This is a genomic window from Myxococcus dinghuensis, assembly GCF_024198235.1.
Lineage (GTDB): Bacteria > Myxococcota > Myxococcia > Myxococcales > Myxococcaceae > Myxococcus > Myxococcus dinghuensis.
Genome location: NZ_JAKCFB010000021.1, coordinates 101,844 through 121,349, shown reverse-complemented (window position 1 = coordinate 121,349; position 19,506 = coordinate 101,844). Strand labels below are relative to the sequence as shown.

General features: G+C 72.5%; 18 protein-coding genes. 5 read left to right on the top strand and 13 right to left on the bottom strand.

Annotated features, from left to right (window positions below; translation table 11 throughout):
• The first annotated feature begins 41 nt into the window (after positions 1 to 41).
• A complete protein-coding gene (locus LZ198_RS25795) occupies positions 42 to 332 on the top strand; it encodes a hypothetical protein (protein ID WP_253974708.1) in 291 nt (96 codons plus the stop codon).
• A 69-nt stretch (positions 333 to 401) separates the two neighbouring features.
• On the opposite strand, the gene LZ198_RS25790 is transcribed toward LZ198_RS25795, so the two are convergent.
• From LZ198_RS25790 to LZ198_RS25780, 3 genes are all read right to left on the bottom strand, one after another.
• Positions 402 to 869 carry a MarR family winged helix-turn-helix transcriptional regulator gene (locus LZ198_RS25790; RefSeq protein ID WP_253974707.1) on the bottom strand — a complete coding sequence of 156 codons (468 nt, stop codon included), beginning with the start codon at positions 867 to 869 and terminating at the stop codon, positions 402 to 404.
• Positions 870 to 1,087: 218 nt separating this feature from the next.
• Positions 1,088 to 1,468, bottom strand: a complete 381-nt coding sequence (locus tag LZ198_RS25785; protein WP_253974706.1) for a solute carrier organic anion transporter — start codon at positions 1,466 to 1,468, stop codon at positions 1,088 to 1,090.
• A gap of 129 nt (positions 1,469 to 1,597) precedes the next feature.
• The gene (locus LZ198_RS25780) at positions 1,598 to 2,731 is read right to left on the bottom strand and encodes a polysaccharide lyase (protein WP_253974705.1); all 1,134 of its coding nucleotides are present in this window, start codon (positions 2,729 to 2,731) and stop codon (positions 1,598 to 1,600) included.
• Positions 2,732 to 3,081: 350 nt separating this feature from the next.
• Between LZ198_RS25780 and LZ198_RS25775 the strand changes: the two genes are divergently transcribed.
• On the top strand, positions 3,082 to 4,107 hold the full coding sequence (locus tag LZ198_RS25775) for an arginine N-succinyltransferase (RefSeq protein WP_253974704.1): 1,026 nt from the start codon (positions 3,082 to 3,084) through the stop codon (positions 4,105 to 4,107).
• A 6-nt stretch (positions 4,108 to 4,113) separates the two neighbouring features.
• On the opposite strand, the gene LZ198_RS25770 is transcribed toward LZ198_RS25775, so the two are convergent.
• Complete coding sequence (locus LZ198_RS25770; RefSeq protein ID WP_253974703.1) at positions 4,114 to 5,133, bottom strand: lasso peptide biosynthesis protein; 1,020 nt, start codon at positions 5,131 to 5,133, stop codon at positions 4,114 to 4,116.
• Positions 5,134 to 5,198: 65 nt separating this feature from the next.
• On the opposite strand from LZ198_RS25770, the gene LZ198_RS25765 reads away from it, so the two are divergent.
• Positions 5,199 to 8,345, top strand: a complete 3,147-nt coding sequence (locus LZ198_RS25765) for an ABC transporter substrate-binding protein (protein WP_253974702.1) — start codon at positions 5,199 to 5,201, stop codon at positions 8,343 to 8,345.
• Between the two features lies 1 nt (position 8,346).
• On the opposite strand, the gene LZ198_RS25760 is transcribed toward LZ198_RS25765, so the two are convergent.
• Together LZ198_RS25760 and LZ198_RS25755 are read right to left on the bottom strand one after the other, a co-directional pair.
• A complete protein-coding gene (locus tag LZ198_RS25760) occupies positions 8,347 to 10,533 on the bottom strand; it encodes a hypothetical protein (RefSeq protein ID WP_253974701.1) in 2,187 nt (728 codons plus the stop codon).
• A gap of 68 nt (positions 10,534 to 10,601) precedes the next feature.
• Complete coding sequence (locus LZ198_RS25755) at positions 10,602 to 11,222, bottom strand: DedA family protein (protein WP_253974700.1); 621 nt, start codon at positions 11,220 to 11,222, stop codon at positions 10,602 to 10,604.
• A gap of 120 nt (positions 11,223 to 11,342) precedes the next feature.
• On the opposite strand from LZ198_RS25755, the gene LZ198_RS25750 reads away from it, so the two are divergent.
• Positions 11,343 to 11,687, top strand: coding sequence for a hypothetical protein (locus LZ198_RS25750; protein WP_253974699.1), 345 nt, complete (start codon positions 11,343 to 11,345; stop codon positions 11,685 to 11,687).
• 32 nt (positions 11,688 to 11,719) lie between these two features.
• Here LZ198_RS25750 and LZ198_RS25745 read toward each other — a convergent pair whose 3' ends face one another.
• The 7 genes from LZ198_RS25745 to LZ198_RS25715 form a co-directional block, all read right to left on the bottom strand.
• A complete protein-coding gene (locus LZ198_RS25745) occupies positions 11,720 to 12,907 on the bottom strand; it encodes a DUF6183 family protein (RefSeq protein ID WP_253974698.1) in 1,188 nt (395 codons plus the stop codon).
• 108 nt (positions 12,908 to 13,015) lie between these two features.
• Positions 13,016 to 13,588 carry a hypothetical protein gene (locus LZ198_RS25740; protein WP_253974697.1) on the bottom strand — a complete coding sequence of 191 codons (573 nt, stop codon included), beginning with the start codon at positions 13,586 to 13,588 and terminating at the stop codon, positions 13,016 to 13,018.
• A 117-nt stretch (positions 13,589 to 13,705) separates the two neighbouring features.
• Entirely contained in the window at positions 13,706 to 15,007 is a 1,302-nt protein-coding gene (locus LZ198_RS25735) for a hypothetical protein (protein WP_253974696.1), read from the bottom strand.
• Positions 15,008 to 15,183: 176 nt separating this feature from the next.
• Positions 15,184 to 16,260 (bottom strand): radical SAM protein, encoded by a 1,077-nt coding sequence (locus LZ198_RS25730; protein ID WP_253974695.1) that lies wholly within the window; start codon positions 16,258 to 16,260, stop codon positions 15,184 to 15,186.
• The gene (locus LZ198_RS25725; protein WP_253974694.1) at positions 16,257 to 16,496 is read right to left on the bottom strand and encodes an anti-sigma factor family protein; all 240 of its coding nucleotides are present in this window, start codon (positions 16,494 to 16,496) and stop codon (positions 16,257 to 16,259) included. The genes LZ198_RS25730 and LZ198_RS25725 overlap by 4 nt, the downstream gene beginning before the upstream one ends.
• 71 nt (positions 16,497 to 16,567) lie before the next feature.
• Positions 16,568 to 17,182, bottom strand: a complete 615-nt coding sequence (locus LZ198_RS25720) for an RNA polymerase sigma factor (protein ID WP_253974693.1) — start codon at positions 17,180 to 17,182, stop codon at positions 16,568 to 16,570.
• Between the two features lie 35 nt (positions 17,183 to 17,217).
• Positions 17,218 to 17,850: a DNA-3-methyladenine glycosylase gene (locus tag LZ198_RS25715; RefSeq protein WP_256559905.1), complete on the bottom strand. Its 633-nt coding sequence runs from the start codon at positions 17,848 to 17,850 to the stop codon at positions 17,218 to 17,220.
• Between the two features lie 85 nt (positions 17,851 to 17,935).
• Between LZ198_RS25715 and LZ198_RS25710 the strand changes: the two genes are divergently transcribed.
• Positions 17,936 to 19,486, top strand: a complete 1,551-nt coding sequence (locus tag LZ198_RS25710) for a 4-alpha-glucanotransferase (protein ID WP_253974691.1) — start codon at positions 17,936 to 17,938, stop codon at positions 19,484 to 19,486.
• The last annotated feature ends 20 nt before the right edge of the window (positions 19,487 to 19,506 follow it).

Genomic DNA, 19,506 nt, shown 5'->3' with positions numbered 1-19,506 from the left:
CGCGGGCCTCGATTCCTCGCAGGTCCTGACAGGAGACACGCATGAAGTTGGGAATGCTCGTGGGTGGAGTGCTGTGCGCGGTCAGCGGGTTGGCCCTGGGCTGTGGTGGCGCGGACGCGGTCCAGGAGGTCGCGCCGGAGATGACGATGGAGGCGGAGCAGTCCCTGGTGAGCTGTCCGGCGGGCTACACCCCCTTCATCATCTGGGAGTGCGAGCAGGGCTGCACCTGGACGGTGAACGTCGCCTATCTGTGGTGCACCTCCACCACGAACCCGAGCGACAGCTACAACGCCGGCGCCACCGGCCAGCGGTCCTGCGGCGCCTGCTTCTGACGTCACGTCCGTGAGCGGGCCCCGCGCCACGCTCCTCCGGGGGCGTGGCCGGGGCCGCGTCCACGTGGGCTACGGGGCGTCCTCCGCCGCCGCGGCCTCCTGCTCCAACACGGCGCGGACCTCCTGGAGCGCGCGCAGCGCCGTCTTCAGGGACTCCGGGGACACCCGCCCGCCCAGCTTGTTCGCCCAGGACATCTGCCGGGCCTCCACCTCGCGCAGCCGCTCCCGCCCCGTGGGCGTCAGCGTGATGAGCTTGGCGCGGCGGTGGTGCGGGTTCTCCTGGTACTCGACCAGCCCCTCCTCCGCCAACGCGTCCGCCGTCTGCTGCACGCTCTGCCGCGTCAGCCCGATGGCGCGCGCCACGTTCGCCACCGGCGCGGGCTCGTGGTCCACCACGCCCAGCACCTGCCACCGCGCGCTGGTCAGCCCCGACGGCAGCGCGAGCCGCTCCCCCGCCGCCAGCATCAGGCCGTTGCCCCGGAAGACCTCCAGCACCAGGTCCGTGAAGGCCGCCCCGCCCGTCGTGTATCTCGCCATGGACAGCAGACTGTCACATTGACAGCCGGCTCCCCAACTTCGGACGACGCGGGGAACCCCCGGCCCAGGCTGGGCGCGTCGTCGACACGTCGCGGTCCACCTCCGCGGAGGAGTCCCCGGTCACGACCACGGCGCGCCCTGGGGCCCGGCGACAGGATGACTCGAGGACTCGCGGCCTCCACGCACCGGGGCGCGCGAGTCCTCGTGAGCGGCGAGGCTCAGCAGGCCCAGGCGCAGGTCGTGCCGCTGTTGACCGCGTTGCAGCGGCCTTCGGAGATGTTGTACGTGTTGCAGTAGTTCCAGGGCACGGTGCTGCCGCTCTTCGGCTGGCAACACGTCACCGGGCAGTTGGTCGTGTTCCACGAACACGCCGTCCCGCTCCACACCGCGTTGCAGCGCCCGGGCGAGTACGAGACGGAGTCACAGAACGCCTCCGTGTAGCCGGAGCCCGGAATCGCCGAGCAGCACTCCGGATAGAGGGCCGACTCGCTCTCCGCCAGGGCCTCCTCCGGCGCCGTCGCCCCCGCGGGGTCCACGTCACCACACCCCACCAGCGCCACCAGCATCCCCGCCAACACTCCGAGTACATTCCGCTTCATCTGCCACGCTCCCGTTGAGTGAAGACTTCACGGAAAGCGTCTTTCCACTCCACACTCCGGGTCAAGTCACGCCAGCCTGGAGCGAGGGAAGGCCGGGGCCCCCGCGAGACGAGGCCCCGGCCGAGTCACTCAACGTCGGCGTCGCCACCCACGCGCGAGCCCGAGCAGGGCGAGCAGCGACACCGCCGCGGCCGAACCGCCCGCGCTGTTGCAGCCCGCGGGCTCGGCGCCCAGGTCATCCGGCGAGACACCGGACGTCGGAGGGATGACGCCCGTCCCCGTCCCAGGTGATTCGTCGGTGGGCCCCGTGCCCGCGTCCACCTGCGGTCCTGGCGACGTCCCCGCGTCCTCCCCGGCGCCGGGCGTGCCCTCGTCCCCGGGGGTGCCGGCATCCACCGGCGTGCCCGCGTCCACGGGGGTACCCGCGTCCACCGGCGTGCCCGCATCCACGGGGGTACCCGCGTCCACCGGCGTGCCCGCGTCCACGGGGGTACCCGCGTCCACCGGCGTGCCGGCGTCGACAGGGGTGCCCGCGTCCACCGGCGTGCCCGCGTCCACGGGGGTGCCCGCGTCGGTCGACGGGGTCGTGGTGTCGAGCACGTCCGAGAGCGCGGTGGCCTGGACGAAGCCGTCGTGGAACAGGATGCCCACCGGCTTCACCGTGTCGCTGCGGTACAGGCCCAGCTTCAGGTAGTTCTTGTTGCCCGCGTACATCGTCGCGGCGTACGTCTTCGAGAGCACCTTCTTCTGGTTGTGCCACAGCTCCACGAAGCCGGTGCTGGCGTTGGAGGACCACTTCACGTGCAGGATGAACTCCTGCCACACGCCCCGCTTGAGCGCGGTGCGCCAGGGGATGGTGGAGTTGGAGTTCAACGCCATGCGGATCTCCTCGCCGCGCACGTAGAACTCCAGCGGAGGCGAGCCGCAGCACCCATCGTGGTGCCACTGCGTGAACAACTGCCAGGTGTCCACGCTCGGGAAGTCCGACGCGAACATCACCTTCCAGCGGTAGTAGTACTCGGACCCTTCCTTCTCACCACTCTGATACACGAGCTCGTTGCGGTTGCCGCTCGCGTTGATGGGGTCATCTCCCTGCTTCACCGTGACCTTCAGCGCATACTTCCCCTCGGCCACCGGGTTCGTCACCACCAGGAGCCGGTCGGAGCTCACCATCTGCTCACCGGTGTATTGCGAGCGGTTCCCCGTCTCGAAGTCCCCCCGCCACACGATGCTGGCGGAGGCGAGGGACGGGAGCAGCCACATCGCAAGCAAGCCAGGAAACAGTCTTCTCAATGGGTCGTGTCCTTGCGAAGGTTTGACAGCCAACGTTTGACACACCGTACCGCAAGGCATTCCGCGCTTCATTCCCCCGCCAGGAGCTTCCCGCCCGTCTGACAACACAGCGGACGCCCGGGCAGGGGCTCGCCTATTTGAGAAATGTTTCACGACGCAGCGAGGCGACTCGCACCCTCCGGCCGTGCCGGGGAGCGACACTCCGACTCAGTGCGTCATAAAGGAATCAAGAGGGCAGGTGGATGGGCGCATGGAGGGGGGTGTGGTGTATGGTCCCCACCCCTTCCGGCGCGCCATCCCGGTGCGTCCCGGGTGCAACCATGCTTGTCCTGCGTGACGTCCAGAAGACCGACCTGGCCGGCCTCAAGCGGCTCGCCGCCGTGCTCAACACGGTGAACCTGCCGAACAACGAGGAGACGCTCGAGAGCATCATCGACAAGTCGGTGAAGAGCTTCGCGGGGAAGGTGAAGAACCCCTTCGAGCGCGAGTACCTCTTCGTCCTGGAGGACCTGCGCAACGGGCTCATCATCGGCACGTCGATGATCATCGCCCAGCACGGCACGTTCGAGGCGCCGCACATCTACTACGAGGTGAGCGAGCGCGAGCACTACTCCGCGTCCCTCGAGCGCCACCTGCGGCACAAGGTGCTGTCCATCGCCTACAACTACGAGGGCCCCACGGAGATTGGCGGCCTGGTGGTGGACCCGCCCTACCGCGCCACGGAGGACAAGCCCGGCAAGCAGTTGTCCTACGTGCGCTTCCTGTTCATCGCCATGCACCGGCGGCTGTTCCGGCCGCGCGTGCTGGCGGAGCTGTTGCCGCCGTTGCTGCCGGACGGGCGCAGCCTCCTGTGGGAGGCGTGCGGCAAGAAGTTCACCGGGCTGACGTACCTGGAGGCGGACCGGCTCAGCCGCCAGAACAAGGAGTTCATCAAGGAGCTGTTCCCCGCGTCGGACATCTACGCGTCGCTGTTCCCGGAGCGCGTGCAGAAGGTGCTCGGCGAGGTGGGGCCGCAGACGCGCGGCGTGCAGCGCATGCTGGAGCGCATCGGCTTCCGGTACGTGGAGCGCATCGACCCGTTCGACGGCGGGCCGCACTTCGAGGCCAACACCGGCGACGTGTCGCTCATCCGCAAGTACCGCACGCTCAAGCTGGCGGAGGCGGACTTCGAACTGGAGGGGGACGACGTGCTCGTGGCCTTCGAGAAGGACTCCGGCCGCAACCGCTTCCGCTCCGTGCGGTGCATGGCCCGGCTGGACAACCAGGTGGTCTACCTGCCCGCGCGCGCCAAGGAGATCCTGGGCGCGGAGGCGGGCGACAAGCTGTCCATCATCCCCTTCGAGTAGGCGCGCTCACGGCCGGCGCACCACGCGGTGCGCCCCCCGCAGCAGCGCCAGCCACCGCGCCCCCGCCTCCAGCGCCGGCCCTCGCGCGTCCTCCAGCGCCAGGGGCAGGTGCGTGTCCGGCAGGACGGGGTCCAGGGACGTGGGGTCCAGGTCCAGCGTGCCGCCCCCCTGGAGCGCCACGCGCACCCACGCATGGGGCCGCGCCGGACCGCCGTCCACCACCAGCAGCCCATGGACGAGCGCCACCGTCACGCCCCGCTCCCGCGCGAGCGCCGCGAAGCGCAGCGCATGCGCCAGACACCCGCCCGCCTCGCCCTCCCCGCCCTCGCGGAAGTCCGCCTCGCCCGGGCCCTTCTCCGGGAACGCCGCGTGGACCCTGGCCGCCAGCGCCCGCGCCGCGCCCGCCTCCCACGCCGTCATCCCCTCCCGCCGCGACGCCACCGGCAGCGGCGGCTCCAGCGCCAGCGGCCCCGCGTCCCCCTCCACCGGGAGCCCCTGCGCGAAGAAGTCCGGGGGCGCGCGCAGCCGCTCCCCGGGCGCGGCCACGGTGAAGCGCGACTCGCCCAGCTCCAGCACCTCCATGCGCCCGCGGGCGTCATAGCGCGCGCGGAACGGGGCCCCCATCAGCGTGCCCTCCACCCAGGGCGCCGTGCCCCCGGTGACACAGTGCGCGCCCTCGCGGCCGGACAGCTCCTCGCGCGCCGTCACGCAGCCCGGGGGAGGAGGCCCCCGCCACAGCCACAGCGCCTGGGGCCACGCGCCGCCGCCCTTCACCCGCCCCGCGTCGTCCACGTCCAGGGAGGCCTCGCGCCGGCGCTCGCCGTGGGTGCCCGCGCGCGTGTGCAGGTGCCGGCTGGCGTAGGTGAAGCGGCCGGGGCCCCGCGTCAGCGTCACCGTGCCCACGGGGATGCCCCGCCAGGAGAAGACGAAGCGCGCCTCCTCGACGGGCGCCGGGGCCGGAGGGCCCTGGGGGGTGGACTTCACCGGGAGCGCGAGGACGGCCAGGAGGGCGAGCAGGGATGACACGAGGCCCCCAGTGTGCGGCGTTTTGAGGACCGGCGCGAGAAGGCGGAGTAGCCTCCCCGTCGTCCATGGGCGCCAAACGGTACCTCTTCGCGTTCGGCCTGGCGGCCGGTGTGCTTTCAGCGCTCGTCCTGGGGGGGGTGCTCCAGTTGGCGGGTGGGCAGCGACTGACGACGTCCTCGTGGACGGCGCTGCTGGTCGCCACGCCCACGCTGTACCTCGTCGGCGGCTACCTGGCGTGGTTCCGCTGGGCCGCGATACGGCGGCTGACGCGGCGGCGCGTCATGGCGCGGCTGGCGGAGGGCGACCTCACCACCACGGGCGGCCCCCGCTACGAGGGACACGAGGACGTGCGGCGCCTCGTCCTGTCCCTGCGCCGCGCGCTGTCCCAGGTGCAGCGGGTGACGGCCAACCTGCACCGCACGAGCAACGAGGTGAGCGAGCAGGCGGACGCCCTGCTCGAGGCCGCGCGCCGGCAGGGTGGCGCGGTGGAGCGCACGCTCGAGTCCGTCAGCGGCATGGGCACCAGCCTCCAGGTGGTGGGCAAGCGCGTCCACCAGTTGGAGGCCTTCGCCGTGGACACCACGGGCTCGCTGCTGGAGATGACGGAGCGGCTGGAGCAGGTGGTGGACGGCCTGTCGCAGGTGAACGACTTCGCCAGCCGCACCACGGCGCTGATGCAGGCGATGAGCGAGCGGCTGGCCAACATCGCCTCCTCCGGTGACGAGCTGGCGCGCTTCGCCAGCGAAGCGGAGGACTTCGTGTCGCTGGTGGAGGGCGGCATCGACTCCGTGCGCCGCCGCGCCAACGAGACGAACCAGCTGGCCATGGCGGTGACGGCGACGGCGGAGCGCGGCGAGGTGCTCGTCGCCGACAGCGTCAAGGGCATGTACCAGGTGGAGGAGACCATCCGGAAGGCCGCGGAGCTGATGGGCACCCTGGGCGCGCGCTCCACGGAGATTGGCCGCATCGTCGACGTCATCCAGGAGATCGCCGACCAGACGAACCTCCTGGCCCTCAACGCCGCCATCATCGCCGCGCAGGCCGGCGAGCACGGCCGCCCCTTCGGCGTGGTGGCCAACGAGATTCGCAACCTGGCCGAGCGCACCACGCGCTCCACGCGCGAGATTGGCGCCATGGTGTCCGGCGTGCGAGACGCCGTGCAGACCACGGTGGCGCTGGTGAAGGAGGGCCGCGAGCAGGCCGGCACGGGCGTGGCCATGGGCGACCGCGCCACCGAGGCGCTGGTGGAGATCCGCACCATCACCCAGCGCACCTTCAGCGCCGTGGAGGCCACGGTGGCGGAGACGCAGCGGCTGGAGGCCCAGGGCGCGACGGTGGTGGAGGCGAGCCGCCGGGTGGCCCGGCGCGTGGAGGACGTCACGCGCATGGCCATCGAGCAGGCCGGGCACGCGCGCGAGCTGGTGCGCCAGACGCACGAGATGGCGCGCGTGGGCCACACCGCGTCGCAGAAGGCGGAGGACCAGGCGCGCGCGGGCCGCGAGCTGTCCGACAGCGTGGTGCGGCTGAGCGCCTCCATCGACGAGCTGCGCAGCGCCAACCAGGTGCTCACCAGGGCGGACGCGTCCATCCGCGAGGAGGTCGCGCAGGTGCGCGAGGACGCGCGCCGGGTCATCCGCATCGGCGACGGGCTGACGCGCACGGTGGACCAGCTGGGCCACGAGGCGCTCGGGCTGGAGACGGAGGTGTTCCGCTTCCGCCTGCCGCAGCCGCGCGTGGGCGGCACGCTGCGCGTGGTGCTCCACCAGGCGGCCTCGCTGCGCAACCGCCAGGCGGTGGACCCGCTGTTCAGCGTGGAGAACCAGTTGTCGGAGCTGACCGCGTGCGCCTTCTCCGGGCTGGTGCGGCTGGCGGACGGCGGCCTGGAGCCGGACCTCGCCGAGCGCTGGGACGCGGACCCGTCCGCCCGTCGCTACCGCTTCTACCTGCGCCGGGGCGTCACCTTCCACGACGGCGCGCCCCTGACGGCGCAGGACGTGAAGCGCCACCTGGAGCGCCTGTTGGACCCGGCGGTGCGCTCGCCCGACCGCAGCCTGCTGGAGGACGTGGAGGGCGCGACCGAGTACGCCTCCGGCATGGCCCGCGAGGTGACGGGCATCGAGGCGCTGGACGACGCGACGTTGGAGATCCGCCTGCGCGAGCCCAAGGCCTTCTTCCTGCACCTGATGGCGCTGACGCCCACGGCGGTGGCGCGCGTGGACGCGGGCGGGCGGCTGGTGGGCACCGGCCCCTTCCGGGTGATGGCGCTGGAGCCCGAGCGCGTGGTGATGGAGCGCAACCCCGCGTACTGGCGCACCGGCGCGCCGATGCTCGACCGGCTGGAGTTCCAGTTGGTGGACTCGCGCGAGGAGGCGGTGGGGCGGCTGCAGCGCGGCGCCGCGGACCTGGTCTCGTTCCTCTCCGCCGAGCACGTCGAGGTGCCGGGGCTGGAGTCCTTCCAGGTGGTGGCCAGCACCACGCCCTCCACCGCGTTCGTGGCGCTCAACTCGCGCGAGTCGCCGTATGACGACGTGCGCGTGCGGCGCGCGCTGCGCGCGGGCATGGACATCGCGGGCCTGGTGGAGCAGTTCCATCCGGGCGCCCGGGTGGCGCGGACCCTGACGCCGCCGGAGCTGCTGGGCGGCGCGGAGGTGAACCCGCAGCCCGCGCCGGACCTGGCGCTCGCCGAGCAGCTCCTGCGCGACGTGGGCCTGCGCCGGCTGCGCCTCACCCTGCACCACCCCACCGGCCGCGACACCTCCGCGGAGGACGCCGTCCTCTTCCGCCCCCTCATCCAGGCGGGCCTGCTGGAGCTGCGGCACGTGGTGATGCCGCCGGAGGAGTACTCGGCCCGGCTGCGCGAGGGGAAGATTCCGGCGTTCCGCACGCTGTGGCTCGCGGACTTCCCGGACCCGGACACCTTCCTGCACTTCCTGCTGAACTCGAGCGCGCAGACGGTGTACCCGCTGGGCTACCGCAACACGGAGCTGGACCGCATCACCTCCGAGGCGCGCGTGTCCATCGACCCGGAGCTGCGCCAGCAGCTCTACATCCGCGCCGAGCACCTCTTCCGCGCCGACTGTCCGCTCATCCCGCTGTACCACGACCGCATCCACGCCGCGGCCACCACGTCCGTGCAGGGCCTGCGGCTGCACCAGGCGCCGCCGCAGGTGCGCTTCGAGGACCTGTGGGTGGACCCGAACGCGACGGCGTGACTCACGGCGCCCCGCGCCGCGTCCCCGCGCCGGTGGCGTGGCGCTGGGGCCAGCCGCGCGTCTCCGCGAGGACGCCCGGCCCCATGGCGTAGGACTCCAGTCGCCACACGCCCTCGCGCTCCACCACCACGAGCAGCTTGCCCGCGAAGAACGTCGCGCCACCGAACGTGGGCCGGCCCGGCAACGGGCACGCGCTCACCTTCTTCCCCTCCGAATAGACCTCGAACCACACCTGCCGCCCGTCCCGCCGGAGCACGTCCACGAGCAAGCCCACCTGGCCCCGCTGGAGGAGGGTCGCCTCCCGCGGCGTCCCCTCCAGCGACTCGAAGGGCAGCACGTCCGCCTCCCACACCCCACGGCCCGTGTCCGCCGCCACCCCGCGCAGGACCAGGCGCTCCTCCTCGGGCTGGCACGGCACGCCATCCGTCCGCGCGCACGCGCGAGCGAGCAGAAGGGCGCGCGCGGCGCCCTGCTCCTCCGCCGCGAGCAGCACGGGCTCCGCCATGGGCGCGAGCGTCCGCGTGCCTCCATCCCAGTCCACCTCCGCCTTCGTCACGACCCCGCCATCGAGGAACACGGAGGTCCGCGCCCCCACCAGGAGCTGGTCGTCCGACACCGACAGCGACGCGAGGCCCGCGAGCGGCCCGGCGTCCTCGAGCGTGACCACCCGCAGCCCCGGGCCGCCGTCCGCGCCCGCCGTCACCACCTCCGCGCGCTCCAGGAGGCCATCCACCGTGTAGCGGTAGGCGACATCCGCCGGGTCCAGGCCGAGCCGCGTCTCGCCGTGCCAGGGCTCGACCGGGCCCGCGTAGAGCACGGTGCCCGCATCCCCGTGGCCATCGAGCCAGACCCAGCGCTGGCCCTCCGGAGGTGGAGGCGACGCGCCGCCGTCCTCGCCCGCGTCGGCGGCCTGGCTCCAGGCCACGCTCGCCACCACGTCACCGGTCGACGTCAGCGCGACCTGTCCGGCGCCCACCACGCCCCGCCACGCTCCCGCGCCCTCGGGCGCGCCCAGCGCCGTCCACGAGGCCTCCCACTTCCGCGCGCCCGGCGCGCGCGCGGCGTAGGCCTCCAGCCCCTTCGGTCCCCGGACGACCACGCCCGCGTCGGACACCGCCAGCAGCGCGCGCGGCGCGTCCTCGGGATAGGGCGCCGCGTAGCGCAGCAGGCCCCCCTCCGTGAAGGAGACGAGCCGGCAGCCCGCGTCCCCGCCACACACCGAGGTGAAGAGGGTGCCTTCGTCGACCAGCAGCATGGGCGCGTCCCCGCCGCCCGAGGGGATGCCGCCCAGGTCCTGGGAGAAGTCCGCCTCGAAGTCCCCGGGAGGGGGCCTCGTGCAAGCGCCGCCCTGACACTTGCCCACCTCCTGACACGCCGTGGCGGGCGCGCACACGGTGCCCTCCGGCGTGTCGAACGCCTTGCACGAGCCCCCGAAGCAGAGGAGGGACTGCTCGCAGTCCATGGCGCCACAGCGGACGAAGTCCGCCACGTCCACCTCCTGGCACCCGTCGTCGCGGTCGCACAGGCCCACCTTGCAGGGGTTGTTCGGGTCGGGGCAGACGACGTCCGTGCGCACGCAGCCGAACTGCGGCGAGCACGCGTCCACCGTGCACGGGTTGTCGTCGTCGCAGGAGCGCGGCGAGCCCACGCACGCGCCGGACTCGCAGCGCCCGTCCACCTGGCACCGGCTCTCCGGGATGCAGGTGGCGCCCTCGGTGAGCGGCGTCTCGACACACGTCCCCGATTCGAGGTCGAAGCGGGACGCGAAGCACGGCCCGGACGGGTCACACTTCAGCGGGCGGACGCCCTGCCCCTTCAGTCGCACGCTCACGCTGCTGCCGGCGCCCCGGAGCACGAGCTCGCCCTCGGCCGCGCCATGGCCCGCGAGGAACGTCACCTCCACCACCGTGGAGCCGCTGCCGGGGACGCTCACCTCCGGCGTCGTCGCGGCGAAGGGAGACTCCGCGGACGCCTGGACCTCCGTGGTGGCGCGGCCGGTGGCCACCAGCGTCACCTGCCGCGTGCCCCGCTCGCCCTCCAGCACGCGGCCGAAGTCGACCTCCTCCTCCTGGGGCCGGAAGCCCAACCGGGCGTTGCCCAGCCCCGGCTCGTCACCACAGCGACACCCCGCCACGGACAGCACGAGCACGACGAGCAGAGGACTCCAGGAACGAGCGCGCTGAGCCATGGGCGAGACTCAAGCGCGCCGAGGCCAGGACACGCAACGCTCACCTGAGACGGCGTCGTCCCGGTGACTCAAGGCTCGGGGGCCGGCGCGCGTCGCCGAGCGAACATGCGCACCAGCGCCGCCACCACGCCCACCGCCACCAGGCCGATGACCGCGTACTGGTAGCGACTGACGAGCAGCGTCAACTTCTCCAGGTTGCCACCCACCGCCGAGCCCAGCGCCAGCACCAGCGCGGTGTGCGCCATGGCGGACACCGCGCCCAGGCCGAGCACGTTGACGCGCGGCATGTGCGAGGCCCCCGCGGCGACGAAGATGAGGCCGCGGATGCCGGGGAGGAAGCGGTTGACCAGCAGCAGCCAGGGCCCGTTGCGCCGCATGCGCGCCTGGACCTCCGCCAACCGCGCGTGGGTGATGCCGAGGAAGCTGCGCTCGGGCTGGGCCTCGAAGCGCTTCACCAGCCAGCGGCCCACCGCGTAGTTGATGGCCGCGCCCGCCACGCTGCCCGCGATGACGACGAGGAACACGAGGAACCAGGGCTGCGTGCCACGCACCGCGTACACGCCCCCCAACAGGGTGATGGAGTCCCCGGGGAACGGGGGGACGACGTACTCCAGCGCCGCCGCGAGCCCGAGCACCAGCAGGCCCAGGGGCCCCAGCGCGCCGATGATCTGGTCGATGTACTCCACCATCCGCGCGCACGTCCTCCCGAGAGCCGAGCCACAGTCATAAGGCACCCCTGGCGCGAGCGAAAGCACCCGTCTCCGATGGTCAACAGAGGGGACGCCCGAGGCGCCTCTGCCGCGTCGGCCATGCTCCGCTCCACCATGATTCTTCCGCGCCATTGGGATGCGCTGGCCGCCACGCTGAACGTCGTGGACCTCGAGGGGAGTCCCGAGGAGGCCTGGCGGTTCCTCGTCTACCGGGGCTTCGCCGTGGACACCCCGGAGGGCGCGCGGCGGTTCATGGACGTGGTGAACGAGAGCCTGTCGGAGCAGGAGTCGCCCGTCGGCGCCGTGGGGCCCCTGCTCCGCCGGATGGCCCACGAGCGGGGACAGGACACGCGTCATCCCGCGGACCCGGAGGGACACGTCTCGCGGAGGCTCTGGCGTTTGTGGCAGCGCAGGAACACGTCCGCGACTCCCCGCGCGGCGTGAGCGTGACGAGCGCGCGGCCCGTCACGTCGTGCTCAGGCCCGGAGGCTCGCGGCGAGGAGCGCCAGCGTCGTGCCCCCGGGGCGCAGGCACGCCAGTCCCAGGCGTGAGGACGAAGAGGGACGCGACGTGGTGACGGTGAAGCGGAACCAGCGGCACGCGCCGGCCTGCTGCTCGAGCACGCGCCAGTCGCGGGGCTCTCCCGCGACGCCCATCAGCCCGGCCAGCGTGCGCCACGTCGCGAGGCGACCGTACGCGGCCCCCTGGGCGCCGACCCACCCCTCCGCGCCGAAGGCGGCGCGCGTGAAGAGCGTGGCCACGACATCCTCGGGCCCCTGGCGTTCGCAGCCGGGGTCATCCGTCGGGACGAGGCCCCCCAGGTCCGCGTCCTCGAGGAAGGCGGCGAGCAGGTCCGCGCCCATCCCGGGCTGAGGGGGGCGCAGGGAGAACGCGCGGCGGAAGTCCCGCGCCGGAGCGACGTCCTCCGCCCAGGCGTCGATGATGGCCCCCGCGGACGCGGGGAGCGGGACCTCCTCGGGCGACCTCCGGGTCCTCGGCCCCAGGGGGAGCGTGTCCTCCTCGTCCGCGTCCCCGGCGCGGGCCGAGGCGAGGTGCGCCTGGAGGTCCCGCAGCGCGTCCTCCACGTCCTCGACGCCCAGCAGGCGGCCCAGGGACGACTCCCAGCGCCCCCGGCGCAGCGGCAGGAGCGCCAGGGGATGGCCGCCCTCCACCAGTCGGGCCCACAGCTCGCGGACGGCGGGCTCCGCCTCCAGCGACTCGCCGCGCAGGACGAGCTCCTGCACGTAGCAGGCGAACAGCTCGGTCAGGTCCCGCGGACCGCTCCGGAGTGGGAGCAGCGCGCGGAGGACGGGCGTCGGGTTCCAACGCGCGAGCAGCCCCGCGAGGTCCCGCTCCCGGCGCGCGGCCGAGTGGGTGCCCTGGAAGCGCGCGTCCCGTGGCTGGCGCGCGATGTCGAGCAGGGCCCGCGCGCTCTCGACGCTCGCGCGCCGGGCGAGCGTCTCCTCGATGTGGTCGGAGAGCGCATGGAGTCGGCCTCGCGCCTCGGCGGACGTCGCGGGCAGCCGCGCCTCCACCTCTCCGGCGAGCGCGACGAGGGTGGAGAAGTCACCCCGTTCCGCCCGTTCCTCGACCTTGTTCCGTGCGTCCTGAACATCGACGCCGGAGGCGACTTCCTCGAAGAGAGCGCTCACCGTCGAACCCATGGCGACAGCCTACAGACAATGCGGTCAGTGCTGGAATAGCGGGTTTACACGACCTCCTGAGGCACGTGGGACATGGGTGCCGCGAGGCGTTGGTTGGCGGTGGGTGACTCAGGGCTCCTGCTCCGAGGGTGGGAGACAGTCCTCGAAGAGTTCATGGACGCGGTCGAACCACTTCACCACGGGCCGCCAGTCCGCCGGGGGGCGGCTCCACCACTCCAGGCGGAGCGAATGGAAGGCGGCGCGCTGCTCCAGGCCGAACCGGACTCCGTCGAGGGAGATCCCCAGGGGCCCGAACGACATGTTGGGGACCGGGAGTTCCCGGCCCTCGGCCTCGAGTTCCCACCAGCGCTCCGAAGCGACGGGGGCGTCGGCCGTGAGCAGGCGCGGCTCCTTCGCGACCCTGTGTTGGATGACGCCCCCCGGACTCATGGACCGTTCGACTTCCCCGTGCCGGGTCCAGGTGACTCGACGAACGAGGAACCCCGAAGCGAGCTTCGAGGCGTCCTTCCAGAGGAGCCAGGAGCGGTACTGCCCCAGGCTCCGGTACTCCCAGATGCGCAGCCATGGCGTTCCCCGGGGAAGTGCTGGCGCCACGTCCTGCGGGGACTCGAGCGCCGCCATCGCCTGCTGTTCGAGGCGACGGTTGCGCTCGTGGAATGCCTCGTCCTGGTGTGTCGACATCATGGACCTCCGGGGTGGACCGCCCGGGAGTGGACGGTAGGGCCATGCTCGGGACGGCCCAGCGCTCCCACGCGGCCCCATATCCCCTCCTGACGAAGCGGGCCAGGAGCGCAGCCGTCAGCGCGCGGGCGTCGGCGTCGCGGCGGGTTCGTTCGCCGGATAGCCGAACCCCATGCCCTCCTCGTTGAGGGCCATGTGGCTCTCCCGCCGGAACTCCTGGTAGCTCCCTCCCGCATCGCGCACCGCCTGCTCCAGCGGGTCGTCCGTGGTGCCGTTCTGGAAGAACACCATCGCCGGCACCGGATGGCCCTGCCGCTGCTGCGCGCGCACCCAGTCGCCCAGCACGGCGTCCACGTCCCGCCGGGTGTCTCCGGAAGGGTCGAGCGCGACGTTGACGTTGTAGAGGCAGTCCAGCAGCACCAGCCGGTCCGCCTGGAGCGAGTCCGGGTCGTTGAGCACCGACAACGCCAGCGCCGCGCCGCCGCGGGAGTGCGCCGACACCACCCGCTCGCCAATCGGCATGTCCCCGGGCCGCGTCCCCGGATACGCCACCGCCAGCGCGTCGTTCGTCGTCCGTGCCACGTCGATGGGGCCGCTCAGCCGCCACCCGCCATGACTCCCCGTGCTCTCCGGGTGCTCGTCCTGCGGGTTCGTCACCGTCTCCGGCAACACGAAGATGGGGTCCGGGTCCGTCGACGCCCAGATGCGGTCGATGGCCGCCGTCGTCCCCGCCGCGTCCGGATGCCCTCCCACCGGCGAGCCCAGCCCGTGGTAGTGCGTCTGCACCGGCCGGTCCTTCGTGGGGTTCGCCGCGAAGTCCGGCGGCACCAACACCAACACGGGCTCGTTGCCGTTGCCCGCGCTCGTCGTGAGCACGATGCGCGGCGGGTCCGCCCGCTTCATCCACGCCTGATACGTCGGGTTGTTCACCGCCCGCGCCAGCGTCTCCCCGTACCGCACGAGCTGCGGGTCTCCACTCTGCTTCAGCGCGTCGATGGTCGCCTGGGCCTGCGCCGGGTTCGCGATGAGCGCGCCCACGTCGAGCGGCTGCTTCCGCGGATCATCCGACGGCGTCGGCGTGCCCACCTGTGTCGGCGTCGCCACCGGCGTCGGCGTCGTGGCTTGGCGGACGTCGCGCCCTCCCCCCAACGCCATCCGCCCCAACCCACCCGAGCGCAGCAACTGGTGCACCGGCACCGCCTCCCCGCCGCCCAGCCGCGCGTCACGCTCCGGCCCCCGCCGCAGCGCTCCCTCGTCCAACTTCGGCCCGGCGGTCCGAGCACCGCCTCCGAAGCTGTCCAGCCTCGCGGGCGACGCCGCGGTGGTGACGGCACCAGACCGGACCGCCCCTGCCTGCGACTGCGACGACTTGAGCACGGGCGGCGGAAGGAACACAGCCGGCTTGCGAATCTGCGTCATCGTGAGGTCCCCCTGGGTGAAGCGCGAACATCCCCAGGCTAGACAACCCGCGTCGCCGCGCCCTTGCGCGAGCCTGACAAGCGCTTGCGCCTGCGCGACACGGGACTCGGCCGCGCCTCACGCGCGCTGCGGGAGCAGCCTCCCCGTCCTCGACACGGCCCACCCGGGCCGCGGAGTCACGAGGTGGGCGCGGACACCGACGGACCCGGAACCGGCATCACCGTGCCGCCGTACTGCGTGGCCGCCAGCGTGCCGCACGCCGCGCCAATCTCCTTGCCACCGGAGTACCTCCGCGCCACCGGCGCCTTGAGGATCTGCAGGTGGTCCCGGAACGCGCTCAGCTCCTCCGGCGTGGGCGGCAGGTACTTGCCTGTCGGGTCCGTCACGTCGATGAGGTCCACCTTGATGGGGATGCCCTCGAACGCCGCCTTCAGCGCCTCCGCGTCCTCGCGCTCCAGGTTGAAGCCTTGGATGGCGACATACGCGATCATCGCCCGCTCGCGCCGCACCTGGCTGTACTCGCGGATGGCCTCGATGAGCTCCGGCAACGGATGCGTCTTCTCGATGGGCAGCACCTGCGCGCGCTTGGCGGCGATGGCGCTCGTCACCGAGAACGCCAGCCGGTACGGGTGCCCCTCGCGCGTGTAGCGGCGGATCGCCGGCACGTGCCCCGCGGTGGAGAAGGTGATGGCCGTCCCGGCGATGGAGAACCCCGCCGGGTTCGACAGGATGCCCGCCGCGCGCAGCGTCTCCTTGTAGTTGAGCAGCGGCTCCCCCATCCCCATGAACACCACGCCCCGCACCGGCCGGTCCGCCTCCGCCCGCACCTGCAGCACCTGGTCCAATATCTCCCAGGTCTGGAGGTTCCGTTTGAAGCCCAACTTCCCCGTCATGCAGAAGTCGCACGCCAGCGCACAGCCCACCTGGCTGGAGACGCAGATGACGTACTTCTCGTCGAAGATGGGGATGCGGACGGCCTCGATGCGCCCGCCCAGGGGCGAGTCGAAGAGGTACTTCACGAACCCGTCGTCCGCGCGCCGGCGCTCCACCACCTGGAGGCTCGGCATCTCCGCGTGGGCCCGCAGGTGGTCCGCGACGCGGCGAGGCACCTGGGGTGAATTGGCCACCGCGTCCACCGTACCCCGCCCGTGGGCGAAGACGGCCGCGAACACCTTGCGCACGGCGGTGGGCGAGGGGGAGAGGGGCGCGAGCGCCTCCTCCAGCTCCGGGAGCGACAGTTGCTTCAGGTTCACGAGGCGGACTTGATCTTGGCGCGCAGGAACTCCGTCAGCTTCGACGAGACCTCCTTGGGCATCCGCGCCGCCAGCGCGCGCTTACACAGGCCCGGCGTCGCGCGGTAGGTGGCCAGGAACTCCTCGCAGGGGCTGCACCCGGTCAGGTGCTCCTGGAGGTGCTTCGCCTCCTCGGGTGCCATCTCCCCTTCGAGGTATTCCAGCAGGAGGTTGATCGAGTCTTTACAGGTGTACATCCGAACCTCGGCTGGCTGCGGCGCGCCTTCTCGTGCTCCCATCGGAAGATGCGGAGCCCCCCGTTCGCGTTTCACGGGCCGCGATTGTCGCGGTTGTAGAAGGTGTCGATGGCTTCCCGAAGCGCGAGTCGGGCCCTGTGCAGACGGCTCTTGATGGCGGGAATGGAGTCCCCCGTCACCTCTGCAATCTGTTCGTAACTGAGCCCGTCCACGTCTTTCAAGAGGAAGACCTCACGATAGCCCTCGGGGAGCCGGTCGGCCGCCTGGCGGATGGCCTGCCCCAGCTCCGCGTCCAGCGCCTTCTCCTCGGCGTCCCGGCTCCAGTCGGTGACGGGATAGTCGGCGAGTGTACCACGGGGCGTGAATTCCGGCCCCTGCAGCTCCGCCTCCGCGGCCTGGGCCACCCGGCGGTGGCGCAGGCGCATGAGCGCGTGGTTGGCCGCGATGCGGTGGACCCAGGACCCGAAGGCCGCATCCCCGCGGAAATCCTTGAGATGTTGGTAGGCGGACAGGAAGGTGTCCTGGGTGATTTCGGCGGCGTCCGCCTCCGAGCGCGTCATCCGCAGGGCCAGGCCGTAGACCTTGTCCTGGTGCGCCTCCACCAGGGCCTCGAAGGCGGACATGTCCCCGACCTGGGCCCGGGCGAGGAGCTGGCGATCATCTTCCGTGGCGACCTCGTCGGACATGGCGGGGCGCACCCAACCAGCCGGAAGCGCCTTCGTCAAGGCCGGTTGCGAGCCCTCGGCGCAGGCCGCTTGCTGACGTGTTGACTGTCCCGAACCCACAGTCGGAAGGGTTCGGCGGCCCACGCCCCCGCGTAGTCCACGCCGATGCGCGGCCCGCGCTCCACCCGGGACGACGACACGGGGATGCCGGGCAGCAGGTGCAGCCCGGGCGACTGGAGGTCCTCGCGGTTGTGGCCGAGCGTCAGCCCCAGCGCCTTGCACAGCCGGCCGGGGCCATCCGTGCGCGCGTCCACCTCCAGCCCCTCCACCGGCTCCACCGCGCGCACCAGCACCGCGGCCCCCACCCCGGGCGCGTCCGTGACGACGTTGAAGCACCGGTGCATCCCGTAGATGAGGTAGACGTACGCGCGCCCCGCCGGGCCGAACATGACCTCCGTGCGCGGGGTGAGGCCCTTGGACGCGTGGCAGGCCAGGTCGTGCTCGCCGATGTAGGCCTCCGTCTCGACGATGCGCCCCACCCGGCGCAGGCCGTCCTGGACGACCACGAGGTGGGTCCCCAGGAGGTCACGGGCTACCTCCAGGGCGGGGCGGGCGTAGAAGGAGACGGGCAGCGGACTCACGGTCGGATTGTACCGGCCAACAGTCGGCGGCGCCCAGGCCGGGGACATCGTCCGCCAGCGGAAAGCACCACGGCACATCGCGGCATCGCGGCAGTTCACTCCGGGGCAGGGCTGGGGCAGATTGCGCCGCACCATGTCCAACCACGGCCGGCTCTCCGGTCTCCTGCTCCCCCTGTTCTCGCTCCGCTCCCGGACGGACTTCGGCATCGGCGACTTCGGCGCGCTCGACGGGCTGTTCGCCTGGATGAAGGCCGCCCGCCAGCGGATGCTGATGCTGCTGCCGCTGCTGCCCACCGCGCCCGGGGACTCGAGCCCGTACGCGACGCGCTCGGCCTTCGGTCTCAACCCGCTCTTCATCGACCTGCACCAGTTGCCGGAGTTCATCGCCTCCGGCGGCGAGGGCGCGCTGTCCGACGCGCAGCGCCAGCAACTGGCCGAGGCCCGCGCCGCGCCGCGCGTGCGCTACGACCTGGTGTTCCCCCTGAAGGACGCGGCCTTCGCCCGCGCGTTCGACCACTTCGAGGAGCACCACTGGGCCAGCCAGTCCGAGCGCGCCCGCGCCTTCCGCCAGTGGCGCGCCGCCCAGGGCGAGTGGCTGGAGAACTACGCCCTGTTCACCGCCATCAGCGAGCAGGAGCAGCGCCGCGCCTGGTGGGAGTGGCCGGAGCCCCTGCGCACGCGCGAGCCGGAGGCGCTCGCCGCCAAGGCGTCCGAGCTGGAGCGCCGCGTGCGCTACCACGCGTGGCTGCAGTGGGTGGCGGAGCAGCAGTGGGACGCCGCGCGCGCCCGCGCCGCCGAGCACCAGGTGCTGCTGTGCGGAGACGAGCCCTTCATCATCGGCCAGGACAGCGCGGACTGCTGGGCCTACCCCACCATCCTGCGCCGCGACGCGCGGCTGGGCGTGCCGCCGGACGACTTCTCCGCCACCGGCCAGGACTGGGGCCTGCCCTACTTCGACTTCGCCGCCATGCAGAAGGACGACTACGCGTGGCTCAAGGCGCGCGCGAAGAAGGCGGCCAGCTACTACGACCTGCGGCGCGTGGACCACGCGGTGGGCTACTTCCGCCAGTGGATCCGCGACGAGCAGACGCCCACCGGGCGCTTCATCCCCCCGGACGAGCAGAGCCACCAGCGGCAGGGCCGCAGGCACTTCGAGCTGCTGTCCGAGGGCGCCGGCATCGTCGCCGAGGACCTGGGCGTCATCCCGCCCTTCGTGCGCCACATCCTCGCGGACCTGAAGCTGCCCGGCTACCGCGTCATGCGCTGGGAGCGCGACGACCACGTCTACCGCGACCCGCACCACTTCCCCGCCATCTCCCTGGTCACGACGGGCACCCACGACACGGACACGATGGTGGAGTGGTGGGAGGGCGCGCGCGACGACGAGCGCGCCGCCGCCGCCCGCGCGTGGCCGGAGCTGCACGGGGTGACGGTGACGCGCGAGGTGACGCCGGACCTGCTCCGCGCGCTGCTCGCCGCGGCGCTCAACGCGTCGAGCGAGCTGTGCGTGCTGCCCTGGCAGGACATCCTCGGCACGCGCGACCGCATCAACCTGCCGGGCTCCATGAGCGACTCGAACTGGGCCTATCGCATCGCCCAGGACACGTCGTCGCTGCTGACGGAGCCGCGGACGCGCGAGGCCGCGGAGCGGCTGGCCTGGCTCACCGCGTCCGCGCGGCGCTGAGCGGGCGCCCGACACGGCGA

What these genes read in the sequence shown, in the direction of transcription:
- LZ198_RS25795 (WP_253974708.1), top strand. Translation starts at nt 42, where the DNA reads ATGAAGTTGGGAATGCTCGTGGGTGGAGTGCTGTGCGCGGTCAGCGGG.
- LZ198_RS25790 (WP_253974707.1), bottom strand. Translation starts at nt 869, where the DNA reads ATGGCGAGATACACGACGGGCGGGGCGGCCTTCACGGACCTGGTGCTG.
- LZ198_RS25785 (WP_253974706.1), bottom strand. Translation starts at nt 1,468, where the DNA reads ATGAAGCGGAATGTACTCGGAGTGTTGGCGGGGATGCTGGTGGCGCTG.
- LZ198_RS25780 (WP_253974705.1), bottom strand. Translation starts at nt 2,731, where the DNA reads ATGTGGCTGCTCCCGTCCCTCGCCTCCGCCAGCATCGTGTGGCGGGGG.
- LZ198_RS25775 (WP_253974704.1), top strand. Translation starts at nt 3,082, where the DNA reads ATGCTTGTCCTGCGTGACGTCCAGAAGACCGACCTGGCCGGCCTCAAG.
- LZ198_RS25765 (WP_253974702.1), top strand. Translation starts at nt 5,199, where the DNA reads ATGGGCGCCAAACGGTACCTCTTCGCGTTCGGCCTGGCGGCCGGTGTG.
- LZ198_RS25760 (WP_253974701.1), bottom strand. Translation starts at nt 10,533, where the DNA reads ATGGCTCAGCGCGCTCGTTCCTGGAGTCCTCTGCTCGTCGTGCTCGTG.
- LZ198_RS25755 (WP_253974700.1), bottom strand. Translation starts at nt 11,222, where the DNA reads ATGGTGGAGTACATCGACCAGATCATCGGCGCGCTGGGGCCCCTGGGC.
- LZ198_RS25750 (WP_253974699.1), top strand. Translation starts at nt 11,343, where the DNA reads ATGCTCCGCTCCACCATGATTCTTCCGCGCCATTGGGATGCGCTGGCC.
- LZ198_RS25745 (WP_253974698.1), bottom strand. Translation starts at nt 12,907, where the DNA reads ATGGGTTCGACGGTGAGCGCTCTCTTCGAGGAAGTCGCCTCCGGCGTC.
- LZ198_RS25740 (WP_253974697.1), bottom strand. Translation starts at nt 13,588, where the DNA reads ATGTCGACACACCAGGACGAGGCATTCCACGAGCGCAACCGTCGCCTC.
- LZ198_RS25735 (WP_253974696.1), bottom strand. Translation starts at nt 15,007, where the DNA reads ATGACGCAGATTCGCAAGCCGGCTGTGTTCCTTCCGCCGCCCGTGCTC.
- LZ198_RS25725 (WP_253974694.1), bottom strand. Translation starts at nt 16,496, where the DNA reads ATGTACACCTGTAAAGACTCGATCAACCTCCTGCTGGAATACCTCGAA.
- LZ198_RS25720 (WP_253974693.1), bottom strand. Translation starts at nt 17,182, where the DNA reads ATGTCCGACGAGGTCGCCACGGAAGATGATCGCCAGCTCCTCGCCCGG.
- LZ198_RS25715 (WP_256559905.1), bottom strand. Translation starts at nt 17,850, where the DNA reads ATGTCCCCGGCCTGGGCGCCGCCGACTGTTGGCCGGTACAATCCGACC.
- LZ198_RS25710 (WP_253974691.1), top strand. Translation starts at nt 17,936, where the DNA reads ATGTCCAACCACGGCCGGCTCTCCGGTCTCCTGCTCCCCCTGTTCTCG.